Here is a 19,231-nt window from a genome sequence, read left to right as displayed (position 1 = left end):
CGGGGCCGGAGTCGTTCCCGAGTCGTTCCAGGGTTATTTGCGCCTCCGCCTGGGTGCGCGGGGCGGCCGCTGGAGTGCGCTGCGTTCGCCTTCCGACAGGCCGCCCCACACGCCGTAGGACTCGGGGCCGTTCATCGCGATGCGGGCGCAGACCTCGATCACGGGGCAACTTCCGCAGACGGCCCGGGCCTTCTTCTCCCGCGCCCGTTTCGCGATGCCGCGTTCGCCGGGCGGGGAGAAGAAGACGGAACTGTCCATGCCCCGGCACAGGGCGTGCTGTTGCCAGTCCCAGTAGGCGGCGAAGGGGCGGTGGCGAGGGATCATGACGCTTCCTCCCGGTGACGGGTCGATCCGGTGCGGATCATCGTCGTCGCCGGGGCTGCGTCATGGCTTCAGTCGATTGACCGATGGGCGGTCGGTATCGGCTCGGAGTCGTTCATTTTCGCCCGGTTCTGCGCCAGGAGTGTCCGGACGTCCTCCTCGACCTGCTCGGCGCTGATCCCGAGGACATGGCCCATGTGGGCCGACCACACCTCGGAGCGGATGTTGGTCTCGAAGGCGAGGTCGGCGCGGACCTTCTCGCGGATCGCCTGGCGGTTCTGGCTGACCATCACGAAGGTCGACAGGAAGATCGCCTCCAGGCTGACGATCATCGTGAGCAGTCCGAACGGGTACGGGTCCCAGACCGCGGAGGGGCCGAACAGCCCCTCGTTGAAGGTGATCCAGACCGCGAACCACAGCGCGTGGAGGTATACGAACTGCATGGTCCCGGCGAAGGTGGTGATCGCGTCCGCGATCCGGTCCTGGGTTCCCCGCATGCGCGCGAGCACGGCCTGCTCGTTCGGCAGTCGTATGTCGAACCCATTGGTTCCAGGGGGCACGGGCACTCCTTGATCCGCTGCTCACGAGAGATGTCCGTCAGCGTAGGGACGGGCCGGGCGCCTTCCTTGGGTCAACTGACTGCGGCGGAGGCCACATTGCGCATCCCTACGCCGTCCGTTGAGTCGATTGACGCAAGCGGGCCGGGGCGGCGCGACGGAAGAGTGACGGGCAGTTGAGGCGTGTACCTCGGTACCTCGCGTCATCGAGCAGGACGTATCCGTCAAGGAAGGGATCACCATGTCGGACCCGACGCCGCAGAAGAACGCCACCTCGGACGGCCCCGCCGCCCGCCTCGCCGTGCTTTCCCAGAAGGCCCAGGATGCCCAGCGCACCGTGGCCGCCAGTGTCGCGGAGGACCGGCAGAAGCTGTCCGCCGCGGTGGCCGACGCCAAGGACAAGGCCGAACAGGGCGCGCAGCGGTTGCAGTCGAGCGGCCAGCGGGCCAAGGAGAACGTCACCGGAAGCTGGAACCAGGTACAGACCTCCTGGCAGGACCACGTGGGCTCGGTCCGCACCAAACTGGAGGACCGCAAGGCCGAGCGCGACGCGAAGCGGCTGGGCCACGCCGCCGACGACGCCGAGGACTACGCGGCCGACGCGATCGAGTTCGCGATCGCGGCCGTGGAGGAGGCGGAGTACGCCACGCTGGACGCGGTGCTGGCGCGGGTCGAGGCGGACGAAGCGGCCGAGGCCGCGCAGTAGCCGTCGCCCTCTGACGCACCCGCGGGTGCGAGGGCCGGCCGGACCGCCGGGGCAGCGGGCCGTGGGACACCACCCACGGCCTGCTGCTTCCGGCGGGCGGATACGGCGCGATACCGCCTGCCGCTCCGTCGTCGCGTGACGGTTGCGACGCGACGGCGAGGCGGCCGTGTGGGCGGCCACTGCCGTCGGCCCCGAATGCTGTGACCGGGAACATCGACCCCTGTCACTGGATCAGCGACGATCTTGTTGTGGAGGGAAGTGCACACGCATTCCCTCGCGCCGACTGGATATACTTCTTTAGGCAAGCAACTTGACGGAGGGAAGTCGGTGACCTCACGGCCTGGAGCGGACCTGGTCGGTCGCGCGGCCGAGTTGCGGCTGCTGGACGCGCTGTCGGCCGGGGGTGACGGGGATCGCCCCGGCCTGCTGCTGCGCGGTGGTCCGGGGGTGGGGAAGACCGTGCTGCTGGACGCCGCCGCGGCACGGGCCGTAGCGGATGGAATGCGGGTCCTGCGGTCCTCCGCCGTGGAGTTCGAGTCCGGGATGACCTACTCGGCGTTGCATCAGCTCCTCTATCCGCTGCGCCGGTACACCGAGCGGCTCGCCGGGCACCATCGTGATGTCGTCGAGCGGATCTTCGGTCTCGCGCCCGGACCGTCGCCGGATCCGTCGGCCGCCGGGACCGCGGTGCTCGCGCTGCTCGGTGAAGTCGCCGTCGAGCGGCCCTTGTTGATGGTCGCCGACGATGTGCCGTGGATCGACCCGGCCAGTGCGACCGCGCTCGGTTTCGTCGTTCGCAGGATCAGCGACCATCCGATCGTCTTCGTGGCCGCCGCGCGTTCTGGAGCGGAGAGCTTCTGTGACCAACTCGACCTGCCCGTACGGGAGATCGGACCGTTGGCCGAGCCGGAGGCGGTCGAGTTACTGGACGGCCGGTGGCCCGAGTTGGGGCCGTCGGTACGGCGGCGGGTGCTGGCCGAGGCCGCGGGAAACCCGCTGGCGCTGCGGGAGTTGCCGAAGGAGCTGAACGCCCGGCAACGCTCGGGCCACCTCCCGCTCCCCGCGCTCCTGCCCCTGTCCGGGCGACTGGAGGCGGCCTTCGCCTCCGCCGTCGAAGCACTGCCCGCGCCGACCCGAACAGCCCTTCTCATGGCCGCACTCGATCCCGGAGTCGGCCGGCCCGTGATCCGGCGGGCCGCGGGGGAGGCCGACGGCTTCGATGCCCTCGCCCCGGCGCGGGAAGCCGACCTGATCCAGGTCGACGCACGCGTCGGACGCATCACCTTTCGCCATCGGCTGACCCGCGCCGCGATCGTGCACCTGGCCTGCCCCGGCGACCGCCGCCGCGCCCACCTCTCCCTGGCCGCCGCCCTGACCGACGTACCCGCGCGCCGGGCGTGGCACGTCGCCGAGGCCGTGACCGGGCCGGACGAGACGCTGGCCCGGGCGCTGGACGACGCGGCCCTGTCCGCCTGGCGGCACGGCGAGACAGGCGTCTCCGACCGGCGACGGGGTGCCGCGTCCGCCGCCGTGGCCGCGCTCGTACGGGCCGGTGAACTCAGCCCGCACCCGGGCGACCGGTCCCGCCGACTGACCGAGGCCGCCTACTTCGCCACCTTCACCGGCCAACTCGACGACGTACCAAGGCTGTTGACCGAGGCCGCACGGGTCGCCGACAGACCGACCGGACTCGCCTTCGCCGCCACCGCCCAGCTCCTCACCCACGACGAGGGTGACATCGATGCCGCCCACCGCCTCCTGACCAGGGCGCTCGACGACAACACCGCCACCGCCACGGACGACGACTGGGAGCACCGCGGCATCCTGTACGCGCTGCTGCTCGTCAGCGTCCACACCCACCGACCCGAGCCGTGGCGGCTTCTCAAGACCGCGCTGGACCGGTTCGAACCGACCGCGATGACCGCGATCAGACTCTGCTACGAGGCGTACGTCCACCCCACCACCGCCTCCGACGCGCTGCGCAAGGGCCTCGCCGACGCCTTCGCGACACTGCCCGCCGACGCGGCACCCTGGGAACTGATCCCATTGGCCTGCGCGGCGGTCGCGATGGACGCCCTGTCGGACCACCGGTACCTGGTCTCCCGCATGATCGAACGCGAACGCGACGGCGGCGCGATCGCCATGGCCGTCCCCGCGCTGATGCTGCTCTGCCACGACTCCTACGTCCACGGCCGCTGGGACGAGGCCGAGCGCCTGGCACAGGAGGGGCTGGAGCTGGCGGCGGCCCACGGCTACCGCTTCTGGGAGCGGCAGATCCGGGCCCTGCTCGCGACGGGCGCGGCGGCGCGCGGCGACGGGGACCTCGCCCGGACCCGCAGCGAGGAGACCACGACCTGGGCCGCGCCCCGGGGCATCGAGGTGACGGAGGCCTACGCCCGCTCGGCCCGCCACCTCGCGGCCATGGGGCAGGGCGACTACGAGGAGGCCTATGTCCAAGTGGGCCGGATCGATCCCGCCGGCGCACCCGGTACCGGCATCCCGGGCCGGTGGCTGGTCCTGGACCTGGTCGAGGCGGCCGTCCGTACCGGCCGTACGGACGAGGCCCGCGAGCAGGTCGCCGCCGCGCGGACGGCGGGCATCCACCGGATCTCCTCGCGCACCGCGCTGATCTGCGCCGGAGCCGAGGCCGTCGCCGCCGACGAGGACGACGCCGGGCCCCTGTTCGAGGCGGCCCTCGCCCTGCCCCACGCGGCCCGCTGGCCGTGGGAACACGCACGCGTCCAGCTCGCCTACGGACAGTGGCTGCGCCGCGGCCGCGACCACCACGCGCGCAGCTGTCTGAGCGCCGCCCTCGAAACCTTCGACCGCATCGGCGCCCGGGCCATGGCCCAGCGGGCCCGCAACGAACTGCGCGCCACCGGCGTCGTCACCCCCAGCGGTCCCGCCGCACCGGCCGCCGCGCTGACCGTGCAGGAACGGCAGATCGCCGAGCTGGCGGCCGTGGGCCTCACCAACCGGCAGATCGGCGAGCGGCTGTTCCTCTCCCACCGCACCGTCGGCTCCCATCTGCACCGGCTCTACCCCAAACTCGGCATCACCTCACGCGCCGCACTCCGCGCCGCCCTGGAGGCCATGTCACCCGGAGCCGCGGCGCGGGCCGCGGGTCCGGCGGTACCGTAGAACCAGCCCCTCTGATCGGTGGAACAAGCCCCTGTGATCGGTGAGCCGGAGAAGACATTGGTCGACAAGGAGATCAGAGCCCTGGCGACCGTACTGCTGGAACGCGTCGGGGAACTGGCGAAGGAGATGGCGGCGCGGATCCGCGCCGGCTCACGCGAGTACCACTACGACGCGGTGCCCGAGGAGGACCTGGAGGAGGCCTGCCGGACCCACGTGGGCAACGCACTCCAGGCGCTCACCGGACAGGTGCCGCTGGACACCGAGGCCGCCGCAGCCATCGGGCGTCGACGCGCCCGGCAGAACGTGCCGCTGCCCACCGTGATGACGGCCTACCGCGTCGGCGTGAGGTACTTCTGGGAGTCGGTCGTCACCGAGGCCACCACAACTGCCCTGGTGGGCAACGACGTTCTGGTCGCGGCGGCCACCGCCATGTGGGAGATCCAGGACGGCATCACCGAAGGCATGGTCTCCGGATACCACGACGAGGTGGCCCGACGGCTCCTCGTCGGCGACCAGGAGCGCTCGGCGCTGGTGGAAGCACTCCTGGAGGGCAGGAGCATGGACGCCGACGCGGTGTGGTCGGCGGCGGAGGTGCTGCGCGTGCCGCACGGCGGACCGTTCGCCGTGGTAGCCGCCGAGGTGCCGGGGATCGGCCGACAGGCCCTGCCGGACGTCACGGCCCTCCTGACCCGGCGCGGCATCCGCTCCGCCTGGCGACTGCGCCCCGACCTCCAGCTCGGCATCGTGCACCTGCGCACCCCGCGCGATCTGCCCGACCTGGTCGAGGTGTTGCGGGACCACGCGGAGCGACGCGTCGGCGTGAGCCCCTCCTACGACGACCTCAACCGCACCGGCGACGCCCTGCGCTTCGCCAAGGTCGCGATGCGCGGCGGCGACGCGGAGAGCAGCGCCGTCACCGTCTTCGACGACTCACCGCTCGCCGTCGCGACAGCCGGCGCACCCGACGTCATGGCCCGCGTCGCCGCCAGGGTCCTCGGCCCCATCGAGGCCCTGCCCGCCGACGAACGCGCCCTGCTGCTCGACACGTTGGACGTCTGGTTCGACTGCGGCGGCTCCGCCGAGGAGGCCGCCAAACAGCTCTACGTCCACCCCAACACCGTACGCACCCGCCTGCGCCGCATCGCCGAACGCACCGGCCGCTCACTGACCGACCCACGCGGCATCACCGAACTCGCCCTCGCCCTGCGCGCGGTACGGCAGACTCCGAGGCCCCCGACCCCGGAGTCGACCGACGACACACGGAATTCCTAGGCGGCGGTACCGCCCGCGTAGTCGCTCTTGAACGTCGTCTCGATGGTGGTGGCGACGGACTGGGCCACGCCCGTGCCGGTGAGGATGATGCCCAACTCCCGGTTGTTGGAGAGGGAGTTGCTGCTGATGTTCATCGAACCCGCCTCCACCTCCTGGGTGGACAGGCCGTAGTCGGCGACCATGGCCTTGGCGTGGATGTAGAAGCCGTCGGGGTCCGAGTAACCGACGACCGTGCCGCCGGCCGCCTTGATCGCGGACACCTCGCTGGAGTAGTCACCCGGGGTCTCCAGCACCACCCGCACGGTCACGCCCGCCTTCGCTCTGGCCACGATCGCGTTGACCACCGTGCTGTCGCTGAACTCCAACTCCTCGACGTCCAACGTCGTGGTGGCCGCGTTGATCACGGTGAGCAGACGACTACGCGAGTCGGTGGGGGACCAGAGCAGATGGTCGCCGTCGGTCGGGGTGACCGAGGTGCCGGCATAGTCCGCGTTGAACACCTTCTCGATCGCGGCGACATCACGCGTGTCGTCGGTGAAGACGCCGTAGTCGCGGCCGGTCGAGTAGTACTGCGAGGTCAGATTGCCGGTCAGGACAAGCGACTTGGTGGCGTCCACGGTGATCGCCTTCTGGTGCGTGTAGACGAAGCCGGACGGCGACCACACCACACCCACGCCCGCGTTCGTCAGCGCCGTGTACGCCGAGCTGTTGGCCGACTGGTGCGCGCGGTCCAGCACCACCCGCACGGTGACGCCCTTGTTCTCCAGTGCGATCAGGTCGTTGACGGCGGTGGTGTCCTCCAGCTCGTACATCGTCATGTCGAGCGAGGAGGTGGCCGAGTTGATGAAGTCGTAGATGGTCGGCTGAGTGGTACCGGCCTGCGAGAAGGCGAAGGCGGTGTACGTCGCGGCGTTGGCGGGGACAGCCGTGACGAAGAGGGTGGCACCGGCTGCCAGCGCGACACCCGCGCGGCCGAGGAACGTCCTCAACATGCGTGACTCCTAGTCGAGTTGATGCCCACGTGGGGGGTGGCGGGCAGGTGCATGACACCACGCGCGTAGAACGGGGTGGAAGAGGAGCAGGGTGAACTCGCGATTACCGGCCGCGAGTTCGGCTGGACAAAGGGGACTCCGTGCAGGTGGGACCCGGTTCATGGGGTCCCCGCGAGTTAGCAAAAACTTCGTAGCCGGCAAATCCCGGGTCAACTACAGCGCCCCGAAAGGGGCGCGGGGAACTGCGCGACCAGCCACGACGGCGCGGCAGTCGAACGACGACATATCGGGTCACAGCGAGTGGAGCGCCTAGGCTGCGCACCGACCCACGCATCAACACCAGGAGCGACCCCGTGTCCAACCCTTCTTATCCGGACGCCCACCACCCCGACGAGAAACCCGCCCCCCACCCGCTGCTCACCCCCGTACTCGCCCTCCTCGGCCACTGGCACGGCCAAGGCAAGGGCGAATACCCCACCCTCGACGGAGACTTCACCTACGCCCAGGACGTCACCTTCAGCCACGACGGCCGCCCCTTCCTGCACTACGAGGCCCGAGCCTGGATCCTCGACGCCGAAGGCGCACTCCTGCGCCCCGCCGCCCGCGAGAGCGGTTGGTGGCGCCTACAGCCCGAAGCCCGGATCGAGGCACTGATCACCCAGCCGACCGGCATCGCCGAGATCCTCGTCGGAACCGCCACCGGCGACACGGTCGACCTCGCCACCCACGAGGTCGCCCTCACCCCCACCGCCAAGAAGGTCACCGCCACCCGGCGCCGCTACACCCTGACCGACGACTCCACACTCACCTTCACCCACGACCTGGAGGCCGTCGGGGAGCCGTTGCAACACCACCTCTCGGCGCGACTGCGACGCACGGGCTGAAATGAACTGATCAGCAAGCCTGTTCACAGCGTTGCTTTCCGAATATCCGATCGTTGATCTCCCATGCAGTGAGCGGTGCCCGAGCGGCATGGAGGCGTGGATCGACAGTGGTGCCCGGCGGCCTCCCGTGGGCAGGCGAACGGAGAGCCCTGTGCGCATGAGTGACCTTCAGCGGTGCGAGATCCGACCCGGACGACTCGTCGAGTGGACGCTGCACCCGGCGGCCGTAGGAGCGGCGCGGGCCCTCCCGGACGACGCGCGGCCACCGGCGTACGTGCAGGAGTCCCACATCCGTACGGCGCGCTCGGTGCGCGAGGACGGGCTGTTCGTGCCGACCTGGCTCGGTACCGCGTTCGACATGCCGGGCCGGATCGAACTCGACGTGCTCCAGGGCGCGTTGCGGTCCTGGATGCTCCGGCACGAGACGCTGCGCAGCGGTTTCCGGTGGGCCGGTGACGAGATGCGCCGCTTCACCCTGGACGCCGACGCCGTGGCCCTGCACCGCGAGGACGTGGGGGAGTTCGCGGACGCGGTGACGCTGACCCGGTATCTCCAGGACCGTTTCGATGTGACGGCCGACGCGCTCACCTGGCCCAACTTCCTTTTCGCGGCGGTCGTCCGGGACGACGGCACGAGCGTCTACCTGGCGTTCGACCACAGCAACGTCGACGCCTACTCGCTGCACCGCATCGCGGGCGAGGTCCACGAGCTGTACGAGGCCGGCCTCGCCGGGAAGGCCGTCGAGTCGGCGCCCGTCGCCAGCTACATCGACTTCTGCGCGGGCGAGCGCACCGACGCCGACCAGATCGACGACACGCACACCGTCGTGTCCCGCTGGCGCGAGTTCATCGCCCGCTGCGACGGCAAGCTGCCGAACTTCCCCGTCGACCTCGGCCTCGACCCCGAAGGACCGCTGCCCACCCAGAAGTTCCTCCAGGAGATGCTCGTCGACGAGACGGACGCGGCGGCCTTCGAGGCGTACTGCCGCCCCTACGGCGGCAGCCTCGTCGGCATCCTCGCGGCCGTCGCCCTCGCCGCCCGCGAGATCAGCGGCCTCGACGTGTACCGCACCGTCGTCCCCTTCCACACCCGCGCCAAGTCCCGCTGGGCCGACTCGGTCGGCTGGTACGTCGGCGGTGCCCCGATCGAGATCCCCGTCCAGCACGCCACGGACTTCGACCACGCCCTGCGCATGGTCCGCGCCACCCTCCGTGAGAACCGCCCGCTGGCCCGCATGCCCATCGCGCGCGTCCTTCGCCTGCTGGGCGCCGACTTCCGGCCCACGTCCCCCGACCTGTACTCGATCGTCTCCTACGTGGACTCCCGTGCCCTGCCCGGTTCGGAGCGCTGGCAGGAGCTGAAGGCGTACGGACTGATCCGGGTGTCGTACGGCGACCAGGTGTGCGCGTGGGTGACCCGGGTCCACGAGGGACTCCAGTTCGCGTGCCGCATCCCGGACAACGTCATCGCGGACAAGAACATGCGGCTGTGCATGGAGCTGGTCCGGGAGCGGCTCGTCGCGGTGGCCAGGGAAACCTTGTCGACGGCGGTCGGTCCCACCTCGTAACGGGCGGGGGCGCGCGGCACTCACGTGTACCGGCCGGCGCACGCGTGCCCCATGTCCGAACAAACATGTAGTGCAGCACCGTTGACCGACCGGACGGACGGGATCTACGTTCTTCGCAAGGCGAAAGCGCTTGCCATACCCCCCGCCGTTCATCCAGCACGGCCCGACGGGTCGCGCTCTCGCGCCATGTCGTCCGTCCGTCCGTTCCCCCCACCCTCTGCCGGACCGGGCGACAACTCCTGACCTCAGACAACTTCTGACCTCAGAAAACTCCTGATTTCAGACAACGATGTCCACGCCCCACTCAGGAGGCATCGCCATGACGCCACCCAGTTTCCGGAGACGAGCTGTCCTCGGCGCCGCCGCGGGCGCCCTGTTCGCCCCCCTCCTCGCCGGCTGTTCCGACGGCGGCGGAGCGAGCACGGCGGCAGGCGGGAAAGTGACACTCACCTTCGCCTGGTGGGGCAACGACGACCGCGCGCAACGCACCAACGCCGCCGTCGCCCTCTTCGAGAAGCGCCACCCGAAGATCTCGGTACGCACCTCCTTCGCCGGCTACCCGGCGTACGTGCAGAAGCTCGCCACCCAGGCCGCGGGCGGCGACCTCCCCGACGTGGCCCAGCTCGACTACCGGCAGATATCCCAGTACGCGGGCAGCGGCACCCTCCTGGACCTCGGCCCCTATCTCAAGAACGGCACGCTGCGGACGGCCGACTTCGACAAGACGCTGACCCGCACCGGCGTCTACGACGGCAAGCAGTACGCCCTCCCCATGGGCAAGGGAACGACCGGCATCGTCTACGACGCCGCCGTCTTCAAGAAGGCCGGAGTCGCGACACCCCAACCAGGCTGGACCTGGGACGACTGGGCCGAGGCGGGCAAGGAGATCAGCGCGCTCGGCATGAAGGGTCCCAACGGGCATGCCTACACCGGCCTCTCCGACCTCGGTGTGAACGAGGACGCCTTCGAGACCTGGCTGCGCAGCAGGGGCAAGGAGCTCTACGCCTCCGAGCACCGACTCGGCTTCACCGCCGGCGACCTGACCGACTTCTGGACCTTCACCGACAAGCTGCGCCGCGCGGGCATCGTCTCGCAGGCCAGGGACACCGCCCAGGTCGGCGGCGCGGTCGAGGACACCCCGATGGGACGCGGCATCGCGGCGACCGACTTCAACTGGGACGCCCCCTTCCTCGGCTACCCGCCCCTGCTCGGCGACCAGGTCCACTTCGCGCCCGTCCCCACCACCGACGGCAAGGTGGGCCAGTACTTCAAGCCGACCATGCTCATCGGCGCCGGTGCGGGGACCCAACACCCCAAGGAGGCGGCCGAGTTGATCGACTTCCTGCTCAACGACCCCGCCGCGGGCAAGATCCTCGGCGTCACCCGCTCCACACCCCCCAACAAGAAGATCGCCGAGGAGATAGGCAAGGGTCTCACCGGCCCGGAGAAAGAGGTCTACGACTACGGCCGCACGATCGCCGCCCACGGCACCTCGGCCCCGCCCATGGCACCACCCCGAGGCGACGTCGTCCTCCAGGTCTCCTTCACCCGCGACTACCAGCGCGTCTCCTACGGCATGGAGAGCCCGCGAGGCGCCGCCGAGGAGTATGTCGCCGAAGCGAAGCGGGAGTTGCGATGACCACCACGGCAACCCCACCGCCCCGCACCGCACCCGTCACCGCGACGCCACCGGAACACCGCAGGCGCGGCCGACGCGGCGGCCCCGCCTACGTGTTCCTCTCCCCATGGATCCTCGGAGTCGTCCTCTTGACGCTCGCGCCCATGGCCGTATCGCTGTATCTGTCGTTCACCGACTACAACCTCTTCGACCCGCCCAAGTGGGTCGGACTGCGCAACTACAGCGACATGTTCACCGCGGATCCGAGGTACTGGCGCTCGGTGGGCACCACCCTCCTCTACGTCGTGGTCGCCGTCCCCCTCAAACTCGCCCTCGCACTCGGGGTCGCCCTGCTGCTCAGCAACACCCGCAAGGCCAAGGGCTTTTACCGCTCGGCGTTCTACGCCCCCTCCCTGCTCGGCGCGAGCATGGCGGTCGCGCTGGTCTGGCGGGCGCTCTACAACGACGGCGGCACGGTGGACGAACTCCTGTCCTCCATCGGCATCCACACCGGCGGTTGGGTCTCCGACCCGCACCTCGCGGTGTTCGTCGTCGCGCTGCTCTCCGCCTGGCAGTTCGGCGCCCCGATGGTCATCTTCCTGGCCGGGCTCCAGCAGATCCCGGCCGACCTGTACGAGGCCGCCGCCCTCGACGGCGCGGGACGCTGGCGCCGGTTCGTGTCCGTGACGCTGCCCATGCTGTCCCCGGTGGTCTTCTTCAACCTCGTCCTGGAGACCATCCAGTCCTTCCAGGTCTTCACCCCCGCCTTCGCCATCAGCGGCGGCAATGGCGGACCGGCCGACTCGACCGAGTTCTACACGCTCTACCTCTACGAACGAGGCTTCACCGCCTCGCACATGGGCTACGCCTCCGCCATGGCCTGGGTCCTGCTCCTGGCCATCGGCGCGGTCACGCTCGTCCTCTTCAGGACCTCGCGCTCCTGGGTCTTCTACGCCAACGAGGGGGCCTGATGGCCACGACCGTGCCCGACCTGAAGAGTGCCGCCGGCCTCACGACCAACACCGGCCGCACACGCGCCGCGGCGATCGCGAAACACCTCGGCCTGGTGGCCGTACTCCTCGTCCTGCTCTACCCGTTGGTCTGGCTGCTCGCCACCTCGCTGAAGCCGGCGAACGAGGTCCTCACCAGCCTCAAGCTGCTGCCGAGCCACATCGAGTGGTCGAACTACACCACCGCCCTCGACGGAATCAGCGGCGTCTCGATCACCCGCCTCCTGCTCAACTCCCTGCTGATCAGCGTCGGTTCGGTCATCGGCAACGTAGTGTCCTGCTCCCTCGCCGCCTACGCCTTCGCCCGGCTGCGCTTCCGGATGCGGGGCCCGATGTTCGGCTTCATGATCGCCACGATGATGCTGCCGCACCACGCCGTGCTGATCCCGCAATACATCATCTTCAACAAACTCGGCATGGTGGACACCTATTGGCCGCTGATCCTCCCCAAGTTCCTTGCCACGGAGGCCTTTTTCGTCTTCCTCATCGTCCAGTTCATGCGCGGCCTGCCCCGTGAACTCGACGAGGCCGCCCGCATCGACGGCTGCGGACCGTTCCGCATCTTCTGGTCGGTCGTCCTCCCGCTGACCCGCCCGGCCCTGATCACCACCGCGATCTTCACCTTCATCTGGAGCTGGAACGACTTCTTCACCCAGCTGATCTACCTCTTCGACCCGGAGAAGTTCACGATCACCCTGGCCCTGCGCAACTTCGTCGACCAGTCCAGCACCTCCGCCTACGGCCCGATGTTCGCGATGTCGGTGATCTCGATCGTGCCCATCGTGCTGTTCTTCTTCGCCTTCCAGCGCTATCTGGTGGAGGGCATGGCGACCTCCGGACTGAAGGGCTGAGCCGATGAGTTCCTTCGCACCCCAACGCCGGGAACCGGGTGAGCTGTTCGGCCCCCGCTTCACCCTCTTCGCCGACATGCTCGCTGTCGGCTTGGCAGCGGCGGTCGCCTCTCTCCCGCTCATCACGGCTCCTACGGCGTTCGCCGCGGCCTGCGCCGTCCTGCGACGGTCGATCCGCGAGGACCGGCCGGTGAGTATGGGGGAGTACGTCGCCGAGTTCCGGGCTCATGGACTGCGCCGTGTGCTGCTGGCGGGCGTGGCGGTGTTCGCGGCGGTGACCTTGGTCGTGCTCGACCTCGCGCTCGCGGGGGCGGGTCTCCCGGGGGCCCGTCCGATGTCGTGGGCGCTGACCGCTGTCGCGGTGGCGGGACTCGTCGTCGCCCTGCGCGCCGCCGCCGATCCCGAGGTGACACGCGGCTGGCGCCCGGCCCTGAACCGGGCCGCGACCCGCTCCGCCGCGGATCCGATGGGCTGCGCGCTGATCGTGACGGCGGCCGGGCTGTGCGTCGCGTTCGTGTGGATGCTGCCGCTGCTCGCCCTGCTGCTGCCGGGGCCACTGGCCTTCGCGATCACGGCAGTCGAGCTACGCGCCGAGCCTGCCCACGACGACGACGCGGCCGTCGGTTCGGAGCGCTGAGGGGCGTCCGCGACCCGTGGCGGGATCCCGTCGGACCCTGTCACGACACCCTCTGGTTGCCTTCCGCACCCGCTTCTACGGTCGAGGGAGAGGCCGGCGAACGCCGGCACCCCCTCCCACGGAAGACACCCCATGCACGTCCAGATCGTTCTCTTCGACGGCTTCGACCCGCTCGATGTCGTCGCCCCCTATGAGGTCCTCTACGCCGGTGGTGCCGCGTCCGGTGGCGCGGTCACCGTGGAACTGGTCTCGGCCGAAGGCCCTCGGGACGTCGTCGGCGGTACCGGTGGCCTGATGTTGCGGGCCACCGGAACACTCGACCCGACCCGCTCGGGCCTCGTTCTCGTGCCGGGAGCCTCCGGCCGGGTGGGGGAACCGGGCGAGGTGCCCGACATCGACGCCGGCGGTGAACTGGCCTGGCGGCAGGACGAGTTCATCCCCGTCCTGCTCGGACGCACCCTGACCACCGGACTGCCCGGTCTGCTGAAGGCGGCCATGGACAACCCGCGGATCACCATGGCCGCGGTGTGCGGCGGCTCGCTGATCCTGGCCATGGCCGGACTCATCGAGGGACGCGACGCCACCACCCACCACCTGGGCCTGGACATGCTCGAAGCCACGGGTGTGCACGCCGTCCACGCCCGCGTCGTCGACGACGGCGACCTGGTCACCGGCGCCGGCGTCACCTCCGGCCTCGACCTGGGCCTGTATCTGCTGGAGCGCGAGACCGGCCCGCGGATCGCCCACGTCGTGGAGGAACTGTTCGCACATGAACGCCGGGGCACCGTCTGGCGGGCCCAGGGTCCGACGCCCGCCGCCCTGTAATCGCCGCCCACCGCGAGAGAAGAACAACTCATGCCCATTGAAGGCGTCTGGGACCTGACCATCGCCACACCCGTCGGCCGCATCAAGCCCGTCGTCGAACTGAGCCGGGAGGGCGACGAGTTCACCGGGGTCGCTCACGGCGTGGGCGAGGAGGTGCCCCTCCGGGACGTCGTCGTCGACGGCGACCGGATCACCTGGAAGCAGGCCGTCACCAAACCGCTCCGCCTGAACCTGACCTTCGCGGTCACCGTCGACGGCGACGCCCTCACCGGCACCTCGAAAGCCGGCCGTCTCCCCGCCTCCAAGGTCACCGGCCGGCGCCGAACGAGATCATGAGGCACGACAAGTGATGCGCCACTCCCCGGAATTCCTCGACCGTGCCGGGGATTCCAGCAGCACGGCCCAGGCCACGCATGTGCACCGCACCACGCTCTATCACCGGCTCAAGCGCGTCGAAAGCATCACGGGCCTTTCCCTCGACGACGGAATGGACCGCCTGACCCTGCGTCTCGCGCTGAAACTGGCCCGGATCAACACCGCGCGCCGATCGTCGAGTTGACCGCAACACCTGTTGCGTGAAAGCGCCGAGAGACGCGACGACGAGCGCTTCTGCCTCACCGAGCGGCAATCCTGCGATCGCTGAAAAAGGAGGATCGCCGATGCATTCCGGCGCCGTGATTGTGGGAGCCGGTGTCATGGGCACGTCGATCGCACTCGACCTCGCCCGATCGGGCCGCAGTGTCACCGTGATCGACAAGGCACGCGGAAGAGGACACGGCTCCACCAGCGCGTCCAGCGCCGTGAGGCGGTTCAACTTCTCCACCCTCGCCCGGTACATCAGCACGGGCCTGGCCTTCCTCGACGTGGACATCGCCCCGAGAGCCGGACACGTCGGCGACCCCCAGCTCGCCGCGGCCGACCTGGCCGACACGGCCGTACGCCGGGGCGCGGTCTTCCTGCTCGGTAGGGCGGTCACGCAAGTGGTCCGCAAGTCCGGGCGGGTGGCCGCTGTACTCCTCGACGACGGGACCAGGATCGACACCGGCATCGTCGTCAACGAGGCCGGCCCGTGGTCCGGCCGGATCAACGAACTGGCGGGCGTGGGCGACGACTTCACGATCTCCCTACGGACGGTGCGCCAGGAGGTGCACCATGTGCCGGCACCGGCGGGACGGGGTGCTGGGGAAGCGACGATCTCGGTGTGTACGTCGGCCCCGAAGTGGGCGGGGGCCTGCTCATCGGCGGCACCGAGCCGGAATGCGATCCCCTCCAGCGGGTCGACGACCCTGACAGCGTCGCCACCGACGACTGGACGCCCATCTACGACAGGACGAACCTGCCCGGCTACTACGTGGCGATCGGAACCAGCGGCAACCAGTTCAAGAACGCCCCCTCGTCGGCGGATTCCTGCGCACGATCATCGACCGGACCGAGAACGGCGTGGACCACGACCGGTATCCCGCCGTGTTCAAGGCCCCGTACACAGGCCACACCATCGAGTTGAGCGCCTTCTCCCGACTGCGGCCGAAGAACGACAAGTACTCGGGCACGGTTTTGGGCTGACGTCCGTCGAAGAGCGGACGCACCGCCTATACGTTCTCTACGTCGCTCGCCGCGAGTGAATCCCAGCCGCTCCAGGCGGGAATCGCCTCGCGTGCCTCCCACCACGCGGGCGGGATGCCGCCCGTGCCGGTGCGGGCCGCGACGACACCGCCGACGATCGCGCAGGTCGTGTCCCGGTCGCCCCACCCGGCGACGGTCTGCCACAACGCCTCCGGCAGATCGTCCAGTTGACCCGCCGCGGACCACAGGGCGAACGGCACGGTGTCCGGAGCGGAGATCTGAATCCCCGAGCCCAGCACGGACGCCGCGTGCCGCACCGACGTCCGCCCGGAGAAGTTCGCGGCGACCAGCAGACCGGAGCGGACATCGCTCTCCGGCACCTGCGAGGCCACTTCCCGCAGGAACTCGGGGCGCGGGGCGGCCTGTTGACCCGCACCGGCGGCGGCCAGCGCGGCGGCGACCGCCACGGCAATCGCCCCCGCTACGGCCTCCGGGTGAGCGTGAGTGGTCAGTGCGGACAGCCGCGCCTGCTCGGCGGCGGCCTTCAGGTCGTCCCGGAACCAGGCCCCCAGCGGCGCGACCCGCATCGCGGCACCGTTGCCGTAGGACCCCTGCCCGCCGAACTGCCCGGTGGTGACCGCCTGCCAGTCCTCGCCGGCGCCGACGCGGCGCAGGATGCTGTGCATGGACGGGCCGTACCCCCGGCTCGGGTCCCGCTCGTACTCGGCGGCGAACTCCCGTGCCAGAGCGTCCGGTCGGACCTCGCCATGGGCCACCAGATGGGCGAACAGGACGAACGCCATGGCCGAGTCGTCCGTCCACAACCACGGCACAGGGCGCAGTTCCCGCGCGGCCAACAACTCCTCGGCGGGCTCGTCGGACCGCGTGAACCAGCTGTCGCCGAAGGCGTCCCCCGTCACCAGCCCGTCGAGGGAGACGTCGGCGTGGTGCGGACTGCTCATGGCGGGGCTCCTGCCAATGACCGGTGGGCTCGGCACATCGTAGTCAAGGACGACCGGCCACAGGCGGCGGGTGTGGGTGAGGACGCAGAGCAGGCACGGGACCACGTGATCATGGAGTCTCCACGCTGTCGGCCTACCGTGTCGGACGGAACGGCTGCAGGAAGCGGATCCCGTCCTCGATACCGCCGTCCATCAGTTCCAGCAGCTGGGGCACCAGGTCCTGCATGCGGGGTGCTCCAAGGTGGCCGTCGAGGGCCTCGCGGCTCTCCCAGCGCTCGAAGATGACGAACGTGCCCGGTTCTCCCTCGACCTGGTGAGCCTCGTAGTCGATGTTGCCCGTGTCGTGGCGTGACGCGGTGACGGCGGCTGTCATGAACGCCTTCATCTCGGCTTCCTTCCCGGACTTGGCCCGGGCTTCCCACAGCACGGTGACGTAGTGGTTCGACGTGGTGGTCATGGTTGCTCCTTCTGACTCCGAACAGCGTCGTTGTGCGCCGTTCACGACTCGACACTGAGCCCTGGGGAGCGTCGGCGGGAGCTACGGGGCTTCGTGGTACAGCGCGTACCACCCGGTGGGGCGGGGTGTGGGGGAGGATGGTGGGCATGGATCAACTCGGTGCCGCGCTGCGGGCGTGGCGGGACCGGCTGGATCCCGTGACGGTGGGCTTCGCGCACGGCTCACCCCGGCGGGTCCCCGGTCTGCGGCGCTCGGAGCTGGCGACACTGGCCGGTATCTCGGTCGAGTACGTGGTCCGGCTGGAGCAGGGACGGGTGGCGACGCCCTCGGCGCAGGTCTGCTCGGCCCTGGCCCGCGCCCTGCACCTGTCCGACGACGAGCACGCGCACCTGTTGCGCATGGCCGGTCACGCGGCGGATCCGAGCCGGGTTCCGCGCATGATCCCGGAGAGCCTGTACCGGATCGTGGACCAGCTCGCCGGCAACCCGTTGGCGATCTACGACGCCACCTGGCAGCTGCTGCACTGGAATCCGCTGTTCGCGGCCACGTTCGGAGATCCCACGGTCCCCGGTGCGGGAGACCGCAACGTCCTGGTCCGGCAGTTCCTGGGTGAGCTGCCCCGGGTCCGGCAGACGGCGGCCGAGCGGGCGGCGTTCGAGGAGTCCCTCGTCGCCGACCTGCGCGCGACGACGAGCCGGTACCCCGACGATCCCGATCTCGCGGCGTTGGTGTCGAGGCTGAACCCCAGCCCACGGTTCCGCGAGTTGTGGAGCCGCCGGGCGGTGGGCGGTCACCAGAGTGCGCACAAACTCGTCCGGCACCCGGATGTCGGAGACATCGCCCTGAACTCCGACATCCTCAACACCCAGGACACCAACCTCCGCCTCGTGGTGTACACGCCGCAGCCCGGCACCGATGCCCGCGGCAAACTCGAACTCCTCGCGGCCATCGGGGTCCAGAGGATGTCCCCGCAGCAATGAAGGCCCACGTTCCGCCTCGTCCGGTGGACCGGGCCGCCGGGTGGTACGCGCCGTACCAGGAAGTCCCGTAGCTCCCGCCGGCCCTTCCGGGGACCCAGCATGAAGTGCGTGAACGGCGCACGACCGTGCTGTCCGGACCAGGAGGAGCCAGCATGACCACCACTTTCATCACCGGGGCCAACAAGTCCCTCGGCCTGGAAACCGCCCGACGCCTCGTCGAGGCGGGGCACACCGTCCTCCTCGGCGCCCGCGACCCCGAGCGCGGCCGGGCCGCGGCAAAGGCGCTCGGCGCCCGGTTCGTCCGGATCGACGTGACCGACGACGCCTCGGTCCGGGCCGCGGCCGCCGATGTCGCCGCGCACGAGGGAACGATCGACGTCCTGGTCAACAACGCCGGCGTCCTCGGCAGGATCGGCCCCGTCGAGGAGTACACCGCGGCCGACGTGAGCACTGTGCTCGACGTGAACGTCGTCGGGATCGTGCGCGTCACCCACGCCTTCCTCCCGCTGCTGCGCACATCGCCGAACCCCGTCATCGTCAACGTGTCCAGCGGAATGGGCTCCTTCGCCATGACCCAGGACCCGGCGCGGATCGAGTCGCGGTACGCCCTGCCCCTCTACTCCGCCTCGAAGGCCGCGGTCACGATGCTCACGACGCAGTACGCCAAGGAACTCAAGGACGTGAAGGTCAACGCCGCGGACCCCGGCCAGACCGCGACCGACTTCACCGGCGGCCTCGGACACAGTGTCGCCGAGGGCGCGGAGTCCATCGTGACCCTCGCGACGATCGGCCCGGACGGGCCGACGGGACAGTTCATCGACCGATCGGGGAACCTCCCGTGGTGAACGTGCCCTGAACTCAAGGCCGGTCGACCCGCCGTCCCGCGCG

20 protein-coding genes and 1 pseudogene are annotated in these 19,231 nt (G+C 70.0%); 16 read left to right on the top strand and 5 right to left on the bottom strand.

Going from position 1 to position 19,231, the window contains the following annotated elements; translation table 11 throughout:
- Positions 1-33: 33 nt before the first annotated feature.
- Both OG194_RS01310 and OG194_RS01305 read right to left on the bottom strand, forming a co-directional pair.
- On the bottom strand, positions 34-324 hold the full coding sequence (locus OG194_RS01310; protein WP_327398917.1) for a WhiB family transcriptional regulator: 291 nt from the start codon (positions 322-324) through the stop codon (positions 34-36).
- A 68-nt stretch (positions 325-392) separates the two neighbouring features.
- Positions 393-881: a DUF1003 domain-containing protein gene (locus tag OG194_RS01305; RefSeq protein WP_442811473.1), complete on the bottom strand. Its 489-nt coding sequence runs from the start codon at positions 879-881 to the stop codon at positions 393-395.
- A gap of 238 nt (positions 882-1,119) precedes the next feature.
- Between OG194_RS01305 and OG194_RS01300 the strand changes: the two genes are divergently transcribed.
- From OG194_RS01300 to OG194_RS01290, 3 genes are all read left to right on the top strand, one after another.
- A complete protein-coding gene (locus OG194_RS01300) occupies positions 1,120-1,584 on the top strand; it encodes a hypothetical protein (protein WP_327398916.1) in 465 nt (154 codons plus the stop codon).
- A gap of 327 nt (positions 1,585-1,911) precedes the next feature.
- Positions 1,912-4,725 (top strand): AAA family ATPase, encoded by a 2,814-nt coding sequence (locus OG194_RS01295; protein WP_327398915.1) that lies wholly within the window; start codon positions 1,912-1,914, stop codon positions 4,723-4,725.
- A gap of 18 nt (positions 4,726-4,743) precedes the next feature.
- Complete coding sequence (locus OG194_RS01290) at positions 4,744-5,997, top strand: PucR family transcriptional regulator (protein ID WP_327398914.1); 1,254 nt, start codon at positions 4,744-4,746, stop codon at positions 5,995-5,997.
- On the opposite strand, the gene OG194_RS01285 is transcribed toward OG194_RS01290, so the two are convergent.
- Positions 5,994-6,989, bottom strand: a complete 996-nt coding sequence (locus OG194_RS01285; RefSeq protein WP_327398913.1) for a phospholipase D-like domain-containing protein — start codon at positions 6,987-6,989, stop codon at positions 5,994-5,996. The genes OG194_RS01290 and OG194_RS01285 overlap by 4 nt on opposite strands.
- 353 nt (positions 6,990-7,342) lie before the next feature.
- Here OG194_RS01285 and OG194_RS01280 point away from each other — a divergent pair, with 353 nt between their 5' ends.
- From OG194_RS01280 to OG194_RS01230, 11 genes and pseudogenes are all read left to right on the top strand, one after another.
- Positions 7,343-7,873, top strand: a complete 531-nt coding sequence (locus OG194_RS01280; protein ID WP_327398912.1) for an FABP family protein — start codon at positions 7,343-7,345, stop codon at positions 7,871-7,873.
- Between the two features lie 157 nt (positions 7,874-8,030).
- The gene (locus OG194_RS01275; RefSeq protein ID WP_327398911.1) at positions 8,031-9,440 is read left to right on the top strand and encodes a condensation domain-containing protein; all 1,410 of its coding nucleotides are present in this window, start codon (positions 8,031-8,033) and stop codon (positions 9,438-9,440) included.
- A 319-nt stretch (positions 9,441-9,759) separates the two neighbouring features.
- Positions 9,760-11,079, top strand: coding sequence for an ABC transporter substrate-binding protein (locus OG194_RS01270; protein ID WP_327398910.1), 1,320 nt, complete (start codon positions 9,760-9,762; stop codon positions 11,077-11,079).
- Positions 11,076-12,029 (top strand): carbohydrate ABC transporter permease, encoded by a 954-nt coding sequence (locus tag OG194_RS01265; RefSeq protein WP_327398909.1) that lies wholly within the window; start codon positions 11,076-11,078, stop codon positions 12,027-12,029. The genes OG194_RS01270 and OG194_RS01265 overlap by 4 nt, the downstream gene beginning before the upstream one ends.
- Positions 12,029-12,919 (top strand): carbohydrate ABC transporter permease, encoded by an 891-nt coding sequence (locus OG194_RS01260; protein ID WP_327398908.1) that lies wholly within the window; start codon positions 12,029-12,031, stop codon positions 12,917-12,919. The genes OG194_RS01265 and OG194_RS01260 overlap by 1 nt, the downstream gene beginning before the upstream one ends.
- Positions 12,920-12,923: 4 nt before the next feature.
- The gene (locus OG194_RS01255; RefSeq protein ID WP_327398907.1) at positions 12,924-13,556 is read left to right on the top strand and encodes a hypothetical protein; all 633 of its coding nucleotides are present in this window, start codon (positions 12,924-12,926) and stop codon (positions 13,554-13,556) included.
- Positions 13,557-13,688: 132 nt separating this feature from the next.
- Positions 13,689-14,381, top strand: coding sequence for a DJ-1/PfpI family protein (locus tag OG194_RS01250; protein ID WP_327398906.1), 693 nt, complete (start codon positions 13,689-13,691; stop codon positions 14,379-14,381).
- A 30-nt stretch (positions 14,382-14,411) separates the two neighbouring features.
- On the top strand, positions 14,412-14,717 hold the full coding sequence (locus OG194_RS01245; RefSeq protein WP_327398905.1) for a hypothetical protein: 306 nt from the start codon (positions 14,412-14,414) through the stop codon (positions 14,715-14,717).
- A gap of 13 nt (positions 14,718-14,730) precedes the next feature.
- A complete protein-coding gene (locus OG194_RS01240) occupies positions 14,731-14,940 on the top strand; it encodes a helix-turn-helix domain-containing protein (RefSeq protein WP_327406952.1) in 210 nt (69 codons plus the stop codon).
- Between the two features lie 100 nt (positions 14,941-15,040).
- Positions 15,041-15,493 (top strand): annotated as a pseudogene (locus tag OG194_RS01235) (FAD-dependent oxidoreductase); the annotation flags it as partial.
- A gap of 328 nt (positions 15,494-15,821) precedes the next feature.
- The gene (locus OG194_RS01230) at positions 15,822-15,944 is read left to right on the top strand and encodes a hypothetical protein (protein ID WP_327407429.1); all 123 of its coding nucleotides are present in this window, start codon (positions 15,822-15,824) and stop codon (positions 15,942-15,944) included.
- Positions 15,945-15,970: 26 nt separating this feature from the next.
- Here OG194_RS01230 and OG194_RS01225 read toward each other — a convergent pair whose 3' ends face one another.
- Positions 15,971-16,906, bottom strand: a complete 936-nt coding sequence (locus OG194_RS01225; RefSeq protein WP_327398904.1) for an ADP-ribosylglycohydrolase family protein — start codon at positions 16,904-16,906, stop codon at positions 15,971-15,973.
- A gap of 133 nt (positions 16,907-17,039) precedes the next feature.
- Positions 17,040-17,363: a putative quinol monooxygenase gene (locus OG194_RS01220; RefSeq protein ID WP_327398903.1), complete on the bottom strand. Its 324-nt coding sequence runs from the start codon at positions 17,361-17,363 to the stop codon at positions 17,040-17,042.
- Positions 17,364-17,509: 146 nt separating this feature from the next.
- Here OG194_RS01220 and OG194_RS01215 point away from each other — a divergent pair, with 146 nt between their 5' ends.
- Together OG194_RS01215 and OG194_RS01210 are read left to right on the top strand one after the other, a co-directional pair.
- Positions 17,510-18,343, top strand: a complete 834-nt coding sequence (locus tag OG194_RS01215; protein ID WP_327398902.1) for a helix-turn-helix domain-containing protein — start codon at positions 17,510-17,512, stop codon at positions 18,341-18,343.
- A 152-nt stretch (positions 18,344-18,495) separates the two neighbouring features.
- A complete protein-coding gene (locus OG194_RS01210; RefSeq protein ID WP_327398901.1) occupies positions 18,496-19,188 on the top strand; it encodes an SDR family NAD(P)-dependent oxidoreductase in 693 nt (230 codons plus the stop codon).
- Positions 19,189-19,231 lie beyond the last annotated feature (43 nt).

It is taken from the genome of Streptomyces sp. NBC_01288, assembly GCF_035982055.1.
In the GTDB taxonomy this organism is placed as follows: Bacteria; Actinomycetota; Actinomycetes; order Streptomycetales; family Streptomycetaceae; genus Streptomyces.
This window is presented reverse-complemented; position numbering and strand designations above follow the sequence as displayed.